Origin of the sequence: Agarivorans sp. (genome assembly GCF_050295395.1) — a bacterium.
In the GTDB taxonomy this organism is placed as follows: Bacteria; Pseudomonadota; Gammaproteobacteria; order Enterobacterales; family Celerinatantimonadaceae; genus Agarivorans.
Genome location: NZ_JBNKPP010000172.1, coordinates 1 through 16,013 on the forward strand (window position 1 = coordinate 1; position 16,013 = coordinate 16,013).

Consider the following 16,013-nt stretch of genomic DNA (forward strand, 5'->3'; position numbering starts at 1 on the left):
AATGTCAGCATCTACTCCAAAATGCCCGCCAAATTTAGCCAGCAAATCGCTCACTTGGTCAGCCCAGATACGGTGTTAGTGGCCGATTACCCAGATACTATGTCGGCTCTAAATTGGTACTTTAAGCGCCAAGATGTCTACCTGGTAGGCCAAAAAGGAGAAGTGAGCTACGGCTTAAGTTATCCCGATGCTCAGCACCGCTTCATCGAAAATGATCAACTGGCCGAATTTATTCAGCAGCAGCAACAAAGTGCCCCAGTATTAATCTTCTTTAGAGATAAACCCGACATGGGCGAGCGGCTACCGCAGACCGACCAACGTATTAGCCGCGGCCGCTACACCGCGCTGTACTATAAAGCGCTACAGCCTTAACGATGACAGAACTACTGCTGCTAATGCTATCGATAGGCTTAAGCTCATTAAGCCAATATTGGCAAAAACGCGCAGCGCTGCTGTTCGCCGCCCAGCCGCAATTAACTAGCCGGCAGAAGCTACTGAGCAAACCTTTGTTACTGGGCATCATCTTCCTTGGCCTCGGAGCTATGAGCTGGTTGGCCGTGTTAAGTCGCTGGGATGTGTCTGTGGCTTACCCGCTGCTTAGCAGTAACTTTGTGATCATGTTATTGATTTCAAAATTTGCCTTTAATGAACAAGTCAGCTCGCGTCAATGGTGTGGAGTGGGCTGTATTGTCGTTGGAGTGGCCTTTATCGGTGGAGCGGCTCAATGGCTATAACCACGCGCGGCCGCAGCGTCACTCTGGCCTTACTCAGTGTGGCATTTATTTCACTGGCCCAACTGGCCATGAAGTGGGGAATGAGCCAACTCAATGAACAATTTCCCACTTGGTTAAGCCTATGGCAGCAACAGACCTACAGCAGCTTAATTAGCCATTTCTGGCCCTATTATCTTAGCGTGATAGCTGGTTTAAGCTGTTATGCCTCATCGATGTTTTGTTGGGTGATCGCGTTAAAGCGCCTCGCTTTATCAATAGCTTACCCGCTACTAAGCTTAAGTTATGTGGTGGTTTACATTGCTGCGGTGAGCCTACCCTGGATAGGCGAAAGCTTTAGTTGGACAAAGGCCCTCGGGGTGCTGCTAATATTACTGGGTATCTACTTGGTAATACCTCGCACCAAAAAGCCATAGACGCTAAGCTCAGTGCGGCGCTGTCAAAGAAGCCGAAAAATCGTCACGATTAAATATTAAATATTTGAAGAATCAGGCATTATAAAACGATACTGGGTAAAATCTGGCTTTTACTGAGTCGCAAGGAGTTTGCACTAACATGAAACGTCTTTTTGACCTGCTCGCCATTGTCTTTTTGCTACTATTGGCAACCACGGTCTTTTTCTTGTTTTCTTTCCATCCCGACCGCTATAAAAGCGATTTTCTTTCTTGGGTAAACCAACAGAGTGACTGGCAACTTAACTATGCGAGCAGCCAATGGTCGCTGACCCAGCCGCTACAACTGCAGGTCTTAGATCTCAGTGTAGCCAAACCCAATCAGGCCGCCTTAATGGCCAAACAAGCCGAGCTAAAACTCGCCTTACTGCCGTTATTTAAGGGAATTATTCGCTTTGATTCAGTAGTACTAGATAACACTCAAATGGCGCTAAGTGAGCAGTTATTGAATGCCGGTCACGCCGGCCTACCACTAATGGATAGCCAAAGCAGCCACTGGTTTAAGCAACTTGAAGTGGGCCAAATACTAGCCAAAGATGGTGATATTACTTGGCAGCGTCAGGCTGGCAACTTTCGCCTAGAACGCCTTGAACTGGCGATTGAAGATCTAAGCATAGAGCTGCAACAAGCTGCTGCCAGTTACTGGCAGTTTACTCTGCATGGCTCGGCTCAGCAGCTTGTTACGCCTTGGCAAACCATAACATTACCGCAGTTAAGCCTTGCTTATGCCAAACAGCAGTTAGTGATTGATCATATCGGTGCCGACCTACTGGGAGGCTCTTTCTACGCCGCCGCAGAACTCAGTCAACAACAACTCACCGTTAAGGAATTAGCCTTAAACAATCTTAAATTCGAACATTTTGCCACGCCCTCAGCAAACCTGCCCGAGGAAGTTGATGCGCCCTCCACAGACTCACTCAATTTAAGCTGGTTAAAACACATTAACATCAACAAGCTACTACTTAACCAAGTGAGCGTAGCGGCCCAATATCAAGGATATAATCTGGTATTGAACAAACTCACCGCCGAGTTAAATCAGCTGCAAAGCACTTGGCCGTTGCAGCCGGCTGCGCTGCATGGCGAATTTGCCTTTATTGCCGATGAGCTTTATTTAGATCAATTTCAATTCAGTGAATTAACCGCCAGCGGCCAGCTACAAGATCAGCAATTAACCATTAACGCGCTACGCAGCCAGCTATTTAAGGGGCAATTAGAGCTGGCACTGAGCTACCAATGGCAGCAGCGGGCGCTAACTCTGCATCAATTATTGTTAACTAATAATGAAATCCCCATTCAACCCACTTGGTTGCCGCAACCAGCAGCCACTAACCATGGGCAAACCGCAGCGGGGGAGCAACAGCCCGCACCGAGCAGCCAACCCGCTTTAGCACTACAGGAATTATATATAGAGCAAGCGGACTTACAGCAGGTGAAGTTGTTGTCCTACATCGATACCCTGCCATTTTCGGCGAATGGCTTAAACCTAGAACTACGCCAGCTTAGCTTGATAAAACAAGGTCAATGGCAAACCGTTGAGCAGCTTTGGCAACCACAGAGCCGAGTCTTTATGGAAGCGCCTGAACTTGCCTTTCGTGGCTTAGTGCTCAGCCACAGCAGTATCGACTTAGGTTCAGAGCAGCAACTGGGCTACCTTAACCTGTACGGGGAATTACCGCTTGGCCAGTTTGAGTTGCAAGGACAAAGCCTGTTAGATCAACCCAATAAACCTTGGCAGGCACAGTTGTCAGGTTTGTTGCTAGATATTAGTCCGCTAGCAAGACTGGCCGATAACCCAGACTTTAAGCTAGTGGGTGACGTCGAACTTGCAGGAAAGTTACGTGGCAAACTCAGCGATTTTTGGTCAAATCTTGACGGAGAGTTAGAGTTGCATAGCCAGTTGTTGCAACTGCCTGGTGCCGACTTAGAAATAACCCTAGACCAAATCATTGAAACGCCTCGACAATACTTCGAAGACCCCAGCCCATTGATCGCCAAGGGCTGGCCGGTATTTTGGCGCAATCCCAAGCTCTTACCTCGCGGCCTTAGCCAATTTACCAATGTAGCGCTAAGCGCCGAGATTAAACAAGGGGTGCTGCACCTAGCACCACAGCAACTGCATGGCTTACGTTATCCAATCACCGTAGCGGGTGAAATTGACTTAGCAGAACAACGTTTCGAGCAACTTAAGGTGGTGGTGAGTGACAAGCCCTGCTGGCGTTTAGTACAAACCAGCGATGGCAGTTGGTCAGCCCCGCAAATCAGCTTCGACCATTATTTATCGCCACGCCGTTACCTGCAGAACCAGCAACAATTTATTGAGGCTCCCAAACACCCTGAATGCCGCTACTCGTTCGCAGCGAGCAACTAAATCAAGACGACAGCGAGGCGCTTAAGGCGCAGGCATGCTCAATAAAACAATCGCGTAAGGGGTTTTGGCTACTGTCTTTACGCCACACAAAATTAAAGCTGCGGCGCATGTCTAAATCAGGCGTCGCCAAGGCCACTAACTCACCGGCTTGTATCGCCTGCTCAACACTGCGCAGCGGTAAGCAGCTTAAATAAGCACCATCCGCCACCAAAGCGATCAAGCTGGCCACATGACTGTATTCTCGCCACACCTTCAACTTAGTAATTTTGCCATGAATAGCGCCATTAAAAATATCCCGAGTTCCCGAGCCGGTTTCTCGTAATACCCATCGAGCACGGCTAAGTCGAGCTAAGTTTACCTCTGGCAAATTTGCCAAAGGGTGCTGCTTGCCCGCTACCACCACCAAGTGATCTTCACACCAAACCTGTTGGGCAATTCGGCTATCGTTACAGTGGCCTTCAATAATGCCCAGTTGCAGGCGGTAATCGAGTAAACCGGCCAATACTACTTCACTATTACTAATTTGCGGATGTACCACCAAGTCAGGGAATTCTTGGTCTAAACTGGCAATAATCTTAGCCAAAAAATACTCAGCAATGGTTTGACTCGCCCCCACGGCCAGTTCGCCACTAATCACTTGCTGACCGGCAAAACCCTGCATAATATGCTGACTTTCCATTAGCACCCGCTTGGCTCTAGGGCGTAACCAATGCCCCCAATGATTCAAACGCAAACGTTTACCTTGACGCTCAAACAGCTTTTGCCCCAAGCCGGTTTCTAGTTGATTCAAGGCCATGCTAGCCGCCGATTGAGTCATCGCCAGTTGTTGGGCGGCCACGCTAACACTTTGTGTTTCGGCAATACAAACAAATACAGATAACTGCTTCAGGCTGAAGCGGTAGAGGTGCTGCATATAAGCACTCCTGATTAAACGGCAACAATATATTAGTTAAGCTAATATATCGCGCCGTCACTCAAAGCACTAGTAGCAGCCTTTAGCTGACTTCCGATTGGCTAGGTAGGATCATAAAGAAGCCCTTAAACTCAGCAGCTAAGATCTGCTGGTCATAGATTTCCACCGCCACCGTCATTTTAGATTTTTTGCCTTCTAGCAAAGACAGTAAACTGCCCTTCATGGCACTTTTTTTCACGCTAGCGTCAGCGTCGCCCAAAATCGCCTTGCGGTGTTTAATTTCACCCTTGGCTAACACTATGTCGCCAGCAAAACCATGCTCTTGCAGCATTAACCAAATCATTCCCCAAGCCGACAACACTGCCTGACTGTAGATGCTACCAGCAAACATAGAAGCATGGGGATTACCATTCCCAGCCAAGGGAAGACGAGTGCTCAGCTCTTTACCGGTATACTGGCGCAAGCGCACCCCCATCTTGTCGCTCAAGGGAATTTGTTGCTGAAACATTTGCTGCAAAGCAGTACACAGTGCTGGCTGGCGAACAAAACGGTGCTCGGCAGACAGTGGCTTAACCATTTGCTGGACTTTCACCTTAAACTTATCGAAGGTGGGGCTGCCCGCCGCTTCAAAACCGCAGCTACTGAAAAAAGCCTGAGCATCGCCCCGTGCATTCACTACAATGCGGTTCACACCTTCTTCATGAGCCGCTTCTTCTAAGGCCATCATTAATAAGGTACCCAGGCCCTTCTTACGTTGCTCAGGAGACACCGCCACATGGCGAATCAAAGCCTCTTTATGGTCACTGAGAAACAAGCGACCTACCGCTAAGGGTTCTCCCTGTGAGTCACGGATCATGCGATGAATGCTGTGGTCATCATAAGCATCACGTTCACTACCTAAAGGAAGTTGTAAGGGTTTATTCAACACTTCCCAGCGAAACCGATAATATTTATCCATTTCTCCCGAGGCGTGCGGACAAATTACCTGCATCATAGCTACTCCGTTTGCTAGATAATAGAATTACTGAGCCCAAGTTAGCGCTACAGACTTGATACTCAAACCAATTATGCATGAACAAAGCCCTGCTTGATAAGCAAAGCAGGTGCTACATAATGCACACAAACGTAACAATACTCCAACAAACAATACCAATTGGCCCGCTATAACGTGAGCTTAATTGGGCCATGGTCGATGCCCCCACTATCATCAACGGCACGAGACAACGCTTACCATTGTACCGCACTAGATATAGAATACCCTTTAACTTCGGCAAACTGGGAACGAGTCCATGTTAAAAAAAGCGGCCTTTGCTTTAGCGATGGTGAGCCTACTCGCGCTGGCTGGTCAATACTTTACTTATCAGCAATATCAAGCCCAGCTCAAACAACAGCTCGCTCACCTGCAGCAGCAAAGCGCTTGGCGCTTTCAGCTTGAGCAGCCCAGCGCTAATGGTTGGAAGTACCAAGAACACTGGCTCGTCCAAGTCAAGCTCAGTGAACTAGGATTAGACGCCGAAGATTTTGGCCTTAGCGACGACGTGCTAAAGCTACATCTGAGTCATCAGGTGACGGTGCTACCTTTTTATCTCAGCGGTACATGGCAACTCGATCCCACGCAGGGCAGCTATCAGCAGTGGCTACAGCACTGGCAACTCGATGAAATAGCCCACCAAGGAAAGTGGCAAGCCAATTTGCTCAGCCAAACACTGCGCCAGCAGCTGAGTATCGACGCCTTTCATCACCAAGATGAACACACCGAGTTAACTGTTGAGCCACTCCAAGTGAGTAGCCGCAGTGACCTGAACTTTCAACAGGGTGAGCTACGTTTAACTTGGCAAGGCATGCACTTAGAGGACAAGCAAGCTCTAGGAGATAGCGTCAAACTCGGACGAGTGAGCATGCAGCAACAATTTAGCCAACGCCAACGCTGGCACCTTGTTGATGCCGCCACTTGGTCAGTTGACGCGCTGGATATCCAGTTTAAGCAAGCCACCGAACAATTCTCTTTACGGCATTTCAGCGCTAAGCATCAGCTGAGCGAACAGCAACAAAAAGCCTATGTAACACTGGACTTAAATCTGCAACATTTGTCCTTGCAACAACAGCAGCAGCAACTAACCATAAACAACTTACTCGTCCTATCCCAACTTGGCGGTATGCCAATGCAAGACCTAGTAGCTCTCGCCGAAGCGAAACAACAACAAGCTAATGAAGCGCAGTTTGACAGTTTGCTGCAACAGGCCTTTGCCGAAGGTCTAGACTGGCAATTCCAGCAGCTCGCGGTAGATCTCGACGCCAACTATCCAAGTTTGCAGCTTCAAGGAGATGTCAAATTGAGTGGTCAAGCTAAGCTACTACCTCTGCAACTCAGCCAACTACATAGCCCTCTACAATTGCTTCGCTACCTAGAGCTGAACCTCGATATTGATGCCAGCGACCAACTACTGGCTAAAGACAAACTAGCAATGTATGTACTGGCCTTGCGCCAAGCTGGTTATTTAAATCACCAGCAAGGCCGCGATAAAACCCAGCTAATTTTTAACGACAGTGAATTTACTATGAACAATTTGGCGGTGAATTAGACAAAAAAAAGCGGCGATAAACGCCGCTGAAAGTCAGGGATTAGAAAAAACACTTTAGTGTTGCACTACTTTTGCTGCTGTAACTTCAATTGCTGCATAAAATGGGCTTGCGCTTTTGAAGAACCGGCTCGCTCTGCCTCCTCCACTAGGTTTAAGGCCCTAGAGAGGTCATTCTTTGCTACCGCCTTAGTTATCTGCTCTAAGTAGAAGGCTTCGGTATCACCGAGCATTTCTACATCAAGCGCCTTGCTTGGCTGAGCGGCGGTAGCGGTCACTGTTGACGCTGCAACTACTGGAGTTGCTTCAACAGCCTGATAATTACTTTGAGTTCCAGCAACACTCACCATGGATGAGCTATACATCACGTTGCTGAAGCGAATATCCAAATTGCCAATTGGCGAATGCTTGCTGTAATACTTAAAGGCTGGGGGCAAGCCGCCGCCAGTTTTCTCTTCGTAAACCACTTTGGGGTCGATCAGTTCGGTTTTACCACCAAATTCTGTGGCTTTGCTGTACACCAGAATATAGCGAGCTTGCTGCGCTTGCTGCGGCGTAAGCTGTTGCTCCATACTTAAAAAGCCATCTCGGTCCAAATGGGTTTCTTCGATACGTAGCACTTCGTTTAACCCACGATCGTAAAACACCACTGTTGGAACGAATACAGTACGGCTAACAATACTGTCTAAATGAAAAGTAAATTGTGAAATATTTTCAGGGATCAACAACGCTGCAGTGTAAGAACGTCCTTCGGGGAAGGCCACAACAGGTGACTTCTCTGTCACATCAATTCGATTGGTTCTGTCAACAGACAACAGCTGATACTGCAACTGATTGGCTTGCTTAACCGCCACATTTCCACTAGCTAATTTGCCGGCAATCTTGGCTTCATCGACAAATTGTGTACCCCAGGTTCTAAATGGATCAGTGACTTCTAAAGGACGTTGTTCACCCGAACCAGAACAGGCACTAAGCATGCCACAAGCAACCACTAGCGCAAAAACTTTCTTCACATCTCACCTCTTTACTATGGGCGCCGACCAGCGGCGCCCACTTATTGCCTAAGTACTATAAGAAGTACTCAGCATAACGCGGCTTGACTCGGCTTACCACCAAGCTTCAACCATTGCGCCAATTTTTGTAATATCAACAGTTTCTTGGTTGTCAGTTTTCACTTCACCAGTTACCGCATAGAAGCGAACTACTGGGCGAGACCACATGAAGTGACCTACTTGGAAGTTTTGTGACAAGGTCACTTTCCAAGCGTCGCTGCCTATACCGTCACGCTCTGTAGATTGGTAACCAGCTTCAACTGCTGTTGCCATGTACTCATTCCAGTGATGCTGAGGACGAACCGCGAAGCTGTATTCACTATTTTCTGCCCAATCACAAGTTTCTGTAGCGTTAGTACATTCAATTTTCAACCAGTTAGCGTTGTATTCCATGGCAGTCATTTCGCCAAAGTTCACCGCACCATCAAGGAATACACCGTAGCTTTCTGCGTCTACATCTTTAACGTTAGACCAGTTGTGACCAGCAGAGTTAGAAATAGTTAGCGCTGCAGCGTCAGTTTCATAACGAGCCGCTAGTTGGAACCAGCCATTGTCTAAGTTCTGACGATAAGCACCGAATACTTGGAGAGCAGTGTCATTAGCAAAACCATCAGTGTATTCATCAGTACCTACAGCAAAAGCGTAGTTAAAACGGAATTTTAACTTAGCAGATTCAGACACAGCGATGTCATGCCAGTGAAATTGCAGCATGTTTACGGTACCGTTATTAGAGGTAAAAGCACCATTGCCGGCTTGTGTCCAACCGATGTCTAACTGACCTAAGCCAACGTTTAAGTTATCAACACCAGCACCGGTACCGTCTGCACTTAGCATGTAGTAGTCACTCAAACCACCTTGCTCACGACCGTAGAAACGTTTACCGGCCCAAATATAAGCGTCAGGTTGAGAAGCGAAAATGCCTTTACCACCACCGTAGAACTGAGCCAAACCGATAGTATCACCCCAAGTTGGAGAGTACCCAGGAGTGTTAATCATCACGTTCATATCAAACTTAGCATCGCCGTTTTCAAAACCTTGGCTAAGCATCCACTCCATCCAGTTACCTTCGTTACCTAAACGGCCTACACCGTTAATCACACCAAAGTCACCTTTGATTGTTTGAAGTTGGTCTTGAGATGCTTCAAAAGCATAACGACCATAACCAGAGAAATTAGGGGTACCAGCAAATGAGCTAAGAGAGGTAGCTGCAGAAGCGATAGCGACTGCAATTGTAAGCGCTTTCATTTTCATTTTATTCAACTCCGTATGAATCTTGAATTTTTATTAGAATCTTTTTATATAAATGACCAATAGGTCACAGGAGCAAAGTATAGAGTCCAAAATAGGATAATTAAGTGACGAGTATCACCCTTGAAAGCGTTTCCAAATAGTTCCGATCACATTTAACAGTAATTTCCCAAGAAACATTTCATGAAATATTCCATTACCCCCCCTTAAACCAAGTAAGCGATTACATAAATAACTTATTGAAAAAAAAGAAATTTACTATCATTTAAAATCCTTTTACCGCTTATTACTTTTGACAATGAAATTTCACAGCGACTCTTTTTTTACAAAAGTTAAGCAATGTGAGATGAATCAAATTTATCCGATACAACCATCATTTCCATGACATAAATAAGGTTATTTGGGCCTTAAAAGGGCAAGTTAATAGCTAACTGTTTAAGTTTACGCCACTTTAGGCAATACCTTTTACGCCTCTGCGCGCCGATCAAGCAACCGAACAACTCGTTCCCCCTCTATTATTGCCGTTTTCATAACCAGCAATAACCCAAGCAAACTGGAAATCAACGCCTTAGAGTTAACGGTCAAATCACTCAACTTAATCTGCTGCAGACTTATCACTAGATCGCACCAAGCCCCTATTCACGCGGATCTTTCATAGCTTTCCTGTTATAAATTCTTTTATTGAAGCGGATCACTATTTCAAATTCACAGGCTAAACAGGACTAAATGAACTGTTAACATGTCAACATGAAAGCGCTTACACGCGTAACTAACTTAAAGAGGTTGAATCCATGTTGCATCGTTATACTGCCCAATCCAGTTATCACGGAACCGTGAGTGACTTAATGAGTCCAGGATTGGCAGATGAATTTGTCCAGCCTTGGTATGTGCCTTTAAGCACTACCCCAGCAGATACCGGCATTGCTTTGGGAGGCATTGGTAGCGCCTACACCTTTACCCCTGCGGGCACCACGCCTTTGCTACACATGCTGCCAGGCTTGCATTTGAGTGACCAGCAACGTGATAGCCTTCGTTTAGAAGATTTTTACTTCAGCCAAGGCGCAGCCAAACAACAACAATTGCAACTGGTTCATCCCAGAGACTTTCAACAAAAACAAAAGTTCTTTAAGTTAAGCGATGCCTCAGGCCAAGCCTTGTTCAGTGATGACATGTCAATTGAGCAGCAAATTGAGCGTCTGCAACAGCTGGTAAACGAAGCCGACTTTTATGCATGGAACCAACAAAACTTGCAACGTTGGCAAATTGAATTATCCAGCAGAACCCTAGATTTACTGGCTACACATAAACATGGCGTAGAGCTTAATGTAAGTTGGCTGCTCGATTTTTACGATGGCGCTTTAGGTCTACAGCAAACCGAACAACACGCGCTACTCGGCGATTGGGAAGCTAAGCAGTATCAAGGCCTCGCCAGCTGGCCGAGCCAGCAAATTAACTACAGCGCCTTATACCCAGTAGCCAAGCAAGAATTTGTTGGTGAGCAGCCCATCACCCTCACTAAGTTTCATTACAGCCCAATCGTCCCAGATAAAGAAGATTGGGCGGCACTTCCGGTTAGCTACACGCGTATTGTTTTACATAACCAGAGTAAACAGGCGCAGGCTTTTAGCTTAGTACGTTGCCTAGAGAACTTGACTGGCTACCAAGCCTTAAAGAGTCGACCAGGAATGCAAGACGCCGCCTGCTCCATCGTGCGCGTCGCTAATGGTCAACATGCTGAGCTGCATCATTGGCAAGATCAACTAAAACACTGCACTGTTGAAATGGGCGGCAAGGCCAATCCAGGTATCGACTTCGACGGTCAAAGTAGCATCAGCGTATCGGCCCCCGAGAACTGTACTATTAGTGCCAAGCCCTATTTCTACACCCAGAACGGCGAAGCCATTATTAAAGGAGCCTTAGCCAGTGGTCGACTCAGCAGTGATGTTGACCGCGGCATATACAGCGGCCGAGAACTCAGCTCTGCTGCACTTTGTGTTAGCGGCGAGCTCGCGCCTGGTGAACAACTAGAAATTCTGTTTACCTTAGTATTGGATTTTCCGCATATTCAGCTGCCGGGTCTCACTAGCCAGAAAAAATATACCCAGTTCTACCCTAATGCTGAAGGGCGCTGTTTGGCCATTACCAAACAAGCCTTAGCCATAGAACCACAAATCCAAGATGCTCTAGCAAACATTGGTGAACAACTGATGCCACAGGCTAGTTTGCTCGCCATCAGTCCGCAGCCACAACAACAAAGCCAAACCCGCACCCTAGCGCTAAACACACTATCATTTTTAGCGGAAGCCACGGTATGGGATAAGCAAGATCGCTTTTTAGTGCGCGAATGTGCCGACTACCCCTTCTTTAATTCACTAGACGTATATTTTTATGGTTCATTCTCGTTATTACAGTGCTTCCCGAGACTCGATGGCGCAGTGATGCGTGAGTTCGCCAAAGCCGTGTTAGCCGAAGATAGAGTGATCCGTCGCCACCATGAGCATGTAGGTTTACCACACGCCGACTTACCTAACGACAAAACTGAAGGTCCACGAGCCGTGCGCGGTGCGGTAATTCACGATCTCGGCAGCCCCTTCGACGCTAAGCCGGATGCTTATGACTGGCACAATGTTAAAGAATGGAAGGACTTAGCGCCTAAATTCATCTTAATGTTGTTACGTCATTATCGTGCTCATGGCGATCAAGCCCTATTACAAGAATCCTGGGAAGCCTGTCAGGCAGCCATGCACTATCTACAAAGCATGGTTGAACCGGGCCAGTGTTTTCCACTCACCCGCGGTACTGATGATACCTTCGATAATTTATCTTCCCATGGTATTTCGGTGTACTGCGGCTCGTTATGGATAGCCAGCTTAGAAGCTTATGCCAGCATTGCTGAACTGCTCAATAAAGCTAAAATCCCTCAAGAATATCGCGACCTTGCACATTGTGCTCGTCAACAATTTCATCGTTGTTTATGGGATGAACAGGCCGGCTACTTCCACTTTTACATCACACCGCTACAAATTGGTGACATCAAACCACAACAGCGTGATGCACTACTCGCTAGCTTAAGCAAAGCGCCATTTGCCGAGCACGTTAGCCTCGATAAGAACTGTTCTTCGATACAGCTGATTGAACAACTAAACCGCTGGCTTGATCAGCCCGAAATGCCACAACTGGGTTCACTGGAAGCTGAGGTGAAAGCATTATGGCAACAACATGCTAGCGAGCACGCTTGGCCAACTCAGCAATCTAGCCCGAAAGAGTGGCGCCAGTTACGTAAACTCACCTTATTAGCACTAGGTGATTTCTGGCAAGACTCATGGCTGAATAAGCTAGACCTAGATAGTGATGACAGTTTTGCCGACTCATTGTTGGCCGACAGCTACTGCCGAATGCTGCAGCTACCAGCCGTGGCCAGCGAACAACAACAACGTCGCTGCTTGGAATACGTGTACCGACACAATTACCAACTAAACAGTGCGCGAGTAGGTGCAGCCAACTTGGTGACCCGCGAAGGGCAGCCCAAAGAGTGGGGTAACTTCCAAGCTCACGATGTATGGGTCGGGGTGCAATATTCCTTGGTTAACGCCATGCTCGCGCTAAATATGCAGTCCCAAGCTGCTGATTTGTTACAGGCTTGCTACCGCAATCTTTATCAAGATGCGCGCATCCCTTTTGCCGCACCAGAAGGCTTTAATGCCAGCTGCCGTTTCGATGCCTCAGCATTTTGCGATGGAGATAATCAGCAAGCAGAGCAACTTCATCAGGCGCTGTTACAACAGGGCTTGTTATATCCAGACGGGCGGATTGCCGCTGATATTCCGCGACAGCTCAGTGAATTTAAACTGCGCTACGCCAATCTATGTCAGCAGCTGCAACTGGATAGCAAAGCCTTATTTTATGCACTTCACCACAGTGGATTGAAATACACCGCCGGTCGTTACTTCCGTCCGGGCATGATTTTTTCTCTGCCTTTGGCGACGCAACATCCCCAAGCAGAGCAGCATTCAGCATAACATTTTAGAGGTTAATATGAGCAAACAATACGGTTACTTTGATGACCAAAACAAAGAATATGTACTAACTACGCCGAAAACGCCGATAAAATGGGCTAACTATGTAGGAACCCTAGACTTCGGCGGCATCATTGATACCACCGGCGGTACCCTAGTTTGTAAACAAGATCCGGCTTTAAACCGCATCACCAAATACATTGCCCAACAGCCTCAATCAGATTTTAAAGGCTCAAGCATTTATGTTCGCCGCAAAACGGAGCAAGGTTATCAGCTATTTTCTCCGTTCTTCACTCCTTGCTTAACCGAGCCAGATGAGTTCGAGTGTCGCATCGGCCTTTCTTACACCCGCTGGCGAGTAGTGGCGGAAGGCTTAGAAATAGACATCAAAGTATTTGTTCCTAAGGGTTCAACTACCTTGCTACAAGACATTAAAGTCACCAACGTGAGCTCACAAAGCCAGCAAGTTGACCTAGCACCGGTCTATGAATTCACTCACTTTGACGCCTTAAAACAATTAGTGAATGCCGATTGGGTTCCTCAAACTATGACCCTAAAAGCCCATCCAGAAGCTACCGGGCACTTGGTGTTAGAACAATACGCCTTTATGAAACGCGATATTGCGGTTAACTACGTGAGTTGTAACCTTCCAGTGGATTCTTGGGAAGGAGATCGCCGAGCCTTCTTAGGCGAAAACGAATTTGGTTCTTGGGCCAAACCGCTATCATTAATGGAAGATAGCCTGAGCAATTCAGAATGTGACCGAGGTGACAACGTTGCTGCCATGCTAATCAAACTAGGTGAGTTAGCACCAGGGCAAAGCCAACGAGTGATTACCCAATTAGGCCAAGCTGACAGCCTGCAAGATGCAGCCGACAGCATTGCGCTTTATCGTGACGAACAAGCGGCTGATCAAGCCTTTGCTGAGCTCGCCACATTCTGGGAAGACTACCTACAAGTGATGCAGGTAGATACCCCAGACAGTTCCATGAACTCGATGCTTAACGTGCATAATCCGCGTCAGTGTCATACCACCAAAAACTGGTCACGCTACCTGTCTCTCTACCAATTAGGCTATGGAGCTCGTGGTATCGGCTTCCGCGATTCATCGCAAGATTTAATTGGGGTAATGGCTCACATGCCTGAAGAAGCTCGCGAATTCGCCGAGCGCTTATTGTCGGTTCAGCTTGAAAATGGCTCGGCGATGCACCAGTACTTCCCGCTGACTATGGAAGCCAACGAAGGTGACTCTCGCGAAGAACCCGACTGCCCAGACTACTATGGTGACGACCACCTATGGATCGTCTTAACGGTAGCGCAGTATCTCAAAGAAACCGGCGATCTGGAATTCTTAAACAAACCTATCAGCTACTACAGTAAAACCTTGGAATTAGCTGATCGCCCAACAGCCAGTGTTTACCAACACTTACTTAAAGCGGTTGATTTCACTTGGAATAACGTTGGCCAACATGGCTTACCTTTACTTGGCTTTGCCGACTGGAATGATACCGTTAACCTACCCACAGGTGCCGAATCATTATTTGTCGCTAACTTATTCGGTAAAGCGCTGAAGGAGTTGTTAGACATTGCCCAGGCCTTAGAAGATCAAGCCACGGTCGAGTTACTTACTAACTACTACCAAGAGATGAAACAAAGGGTAAATCAGCATGCTTGGGACGGCGAGTGGTGGGTTCGCTACTTCACCGAACAAGGCGAGCCGATTGGTTCACATAAAAATAGCCATGGCAGCTTATATACTAACGGTCAATCATGGCCCGTCATTTCGGGCTTTGCAGAGGGGGACCGAATGCTAGCCGGGTTAGATGCCGTCAATAACAAACTCAATACCCAATATGGCATTATGCTATCTGGCCCCGGCTACAACGGTTATGATCATAAGCTTGGCGGGGTAAGTACTTATCCACCAGGAGCCAAAGAAAATGGCGGTATCTTCCTGCACTCCAACCCTTGGGTAATGATGGCAGAGACCATCGCCGGCAACGGTGACCGTGCCTTTGAGTACTACAATCAAATTAACCCAGCCTTCCATAACGATAACTTAGATGTGTTCCAATCTGAGCCTTACTGCTACCCACAGAATATTTTGGGTAAAGAACACAAACAGTTTGGTATGGGACGTAATGCTTGGCTATCTGGCACCTCTAGCTGGACCTATGTAGCAGGAACCCAATACATATTAGGGATTAAGCCCGGCTTAAAAGGCTTAGAAATTGACCCTTGTATTCCTAAGGCGTGGCCAGAATACAGCGTACGCCGCCGCTACCGCGGAGCCACTTACAACATTAAAGTAAGCAATCCTAAAGGTATTAGCAAGGGTGTAGCCAGCATCACGCTTAACGGCAGCGCCATCGAAGGGCAAGTCCTACCTATCATGGCTGAAGGTGAGCACCAGGTCGAAGTCGTATTAGGCTAATCGAACTCACTATCATTAAAAAGCCAGCATAACGCTGGCTTTTTATTGCTTGTTTATCAACCAATTTCAGGACGAGACACCTCGGTCTGAGTGGTGCACCGCATTAGCTATATAGCGCTTATCCCTAACCGCCATTTTCAGGGCTTTCACTACGTTGTTTGCTTTCATGTCTTCACTCAAGTGATGCCCAACTATCTTGCGAGAACCCGCATCGGTCACT

10 protein-coding genes and 2 pseudogenes are annotated in these 16,013 nt (G+C 47.3%); 7 read left to right on the forward strand and 5 right to left on the reverse strand.

Features of this window, described 5'->3' with window-relative positions:
* The 4 genes and pseudogenes from ACQY6Q_RS10345 to ACQY6Q_RS10360 form a co-directional block, all read left to right on the forward strand.
* A pseudogene (locus ACQY6Q_RS10345) lies at positions 1-372 on the forward strand (lipid IV(A) 4-amino-4-deoxy-L-arabinosyltransferase); the annotation flags it as partial.
* A gap of 2 nt (positions 373-374) precedes the next feature.
* Positions 375-734, forward strand: coding sequence for an EamA family transporter (locus tag ACQY6Q_RS10350; RefSeq protein WP_427981057.1), 360 nt, complete (start codon positions 375-377; stop codon positions 732-734).
* Positions 725-1,147 (forward strand): 4-amino-4-deoxy-L-arabinose-phosphoundecaprenol flippase subunit ArnF, encoded by a 423-nt coding sequence (arnF, locus tag ACQY6Q_RS10355; protein WP_427981060.1) that lies wholly within the window; start codon positions 725-727, stop codon positions 1,145-1,147. Before ACQY6Q_RS10350 ends, arnF begins: the two co-directional genes overlap by 10 nt.
* 139 nt (positions 1,148-1,286) lie before the next feature.
* Entirely contained in the window at positions 1,287-3,551 is a 2,265-nt protein-coding gene (locus ACQY6Q_RS10360) for an AsmA-like C-terminal region-containing protein (RefSeq protein WP_427981063.1), read from the forward strand.
* A gap of 1 nt (position 3,552) precedes the next feature.
* On the opposite strand, the gene ACQY6Q_RS10365 is transcribed toward ACQY6Q_RS10360, so the two are convergent.
* Positions 3,553-4,464, reverse strand: a complete 912-nt coding sequence (locus ACQY6Q_RS10365) for a LysR family transcriptional regulator (protein WP_427981066.1) — start codon at positions 4,462-4,464, stop codon at positions 3,553-3,555.
* An 82-nt stretch (positions 4,465-4,546) separates the two neighbouring features.
* The gene (locus ACQY6Q_RS10370; RefSeq protein ID WP_427981070.1) at positions 4,547-5,458 is read right to left on the reverse strand and encodes a YiiD C-terminal domain-containing protein; all 912 of its coding nucleotides are present in this window, start codon (positions 5,456-5,458) and stop codon (positions 4,547-4,549) included.
* Positions 5,459-5,753: 295 nt separating this feature from the next.
* Between ACQY6Q_RS10370 and ACQY6Q_RS10375 the strand changes: the two genes are divergently transcribed.
* Positions 5,754-7,046 (forward strand): hypothetical protein, encoded by a 1,293-nt coding sequence (locus ACQY6Q_RS10375; RefSeq protein WP_427981073.1) that lies wholly within the window; start codon positions 5,754-5,756, stop codon positions 7,044-7,046.
* A gap of 65 nt (positions 7,047-7,111) precedes the next feature.
* On the opposite strand, the gene ACQY6Q_RS10380 is transcribed toward ACQY6Q_RS10375, so the two are convergent.
* Both ACQY6Q_RS10380 and ACQY6Q_RS10385 read right to left on the reverse strand, forming a co-directional pair.
* The gene (locus ACQY6Q_RS10380; RefSeq protein WP_427981076.1) at positions 7,112-8,056 is read right to left on the reverse strand and encodes a MalM family protein; all 945 of its coding nucleotides are present in this window, start codon (positions 8,054-8,056) and stop codon (positions 7,112-7,114) included.
* A 93-nt stretch (positions 8,057-8,149) separates the two neighbouring features.
* A complete protein-coding gene (locus ACQY6Q_RS10385) occupies positions 8,150-9,346 on the reverse strand; it encodes a carbohydrate porin (RefSeq protein WP_427981079.1) in 1,197 nt (398 codons plus the stop codon).
* Between the two features lie 788 nt (positions 9,347-10,134).
* On the opposite strand from ACQY6Q_RS10385, the gene ACQY6Q_RS10390 reads away from it, so the two are divergent.
* Together ACQY6Q_RS10390 and ACQY6Q_RS10395 are read left to right on the forward strand one after the other, a co-directional pair.
* Positions 10,135-13,362: a GH116 family glycosyl hydrolase gene (locus ACQY6Q_RS10390; protein WP_427981081.1), complete on the forward strand. Its 3,228-nt coding sequence runs from the start codon at positions 10,135-10,137 to the stop codon at positions 13,360-13,362.
* A gap of 16 nt (positions 13,363-13,378) precedes the next feature.
* On the forward strand, positions 13,379-15,793 hold the full coding sequence (locus ACQY6Q_RS10395; RefSeq protein ID WP_427981083.1) for a GH36-type glycosyl hydrolase domain-containing protein: 2,415 nt from the start codon (positions 13,379-13,381) through the stop codon (positions 15,791-15,793).
* Positions 15,794-15,871: 78 nt separating this feature from the next.
* Here the strand turns inward: ACQY6Q_RS10395 and ACQY6Q_RS10400 are convergent.
* Positions 15,872-16,013, reverse strand: a pseudogene (locus tag ACQY6Q_RS10400) (IS3 family transposase); the annotation flags it as partial.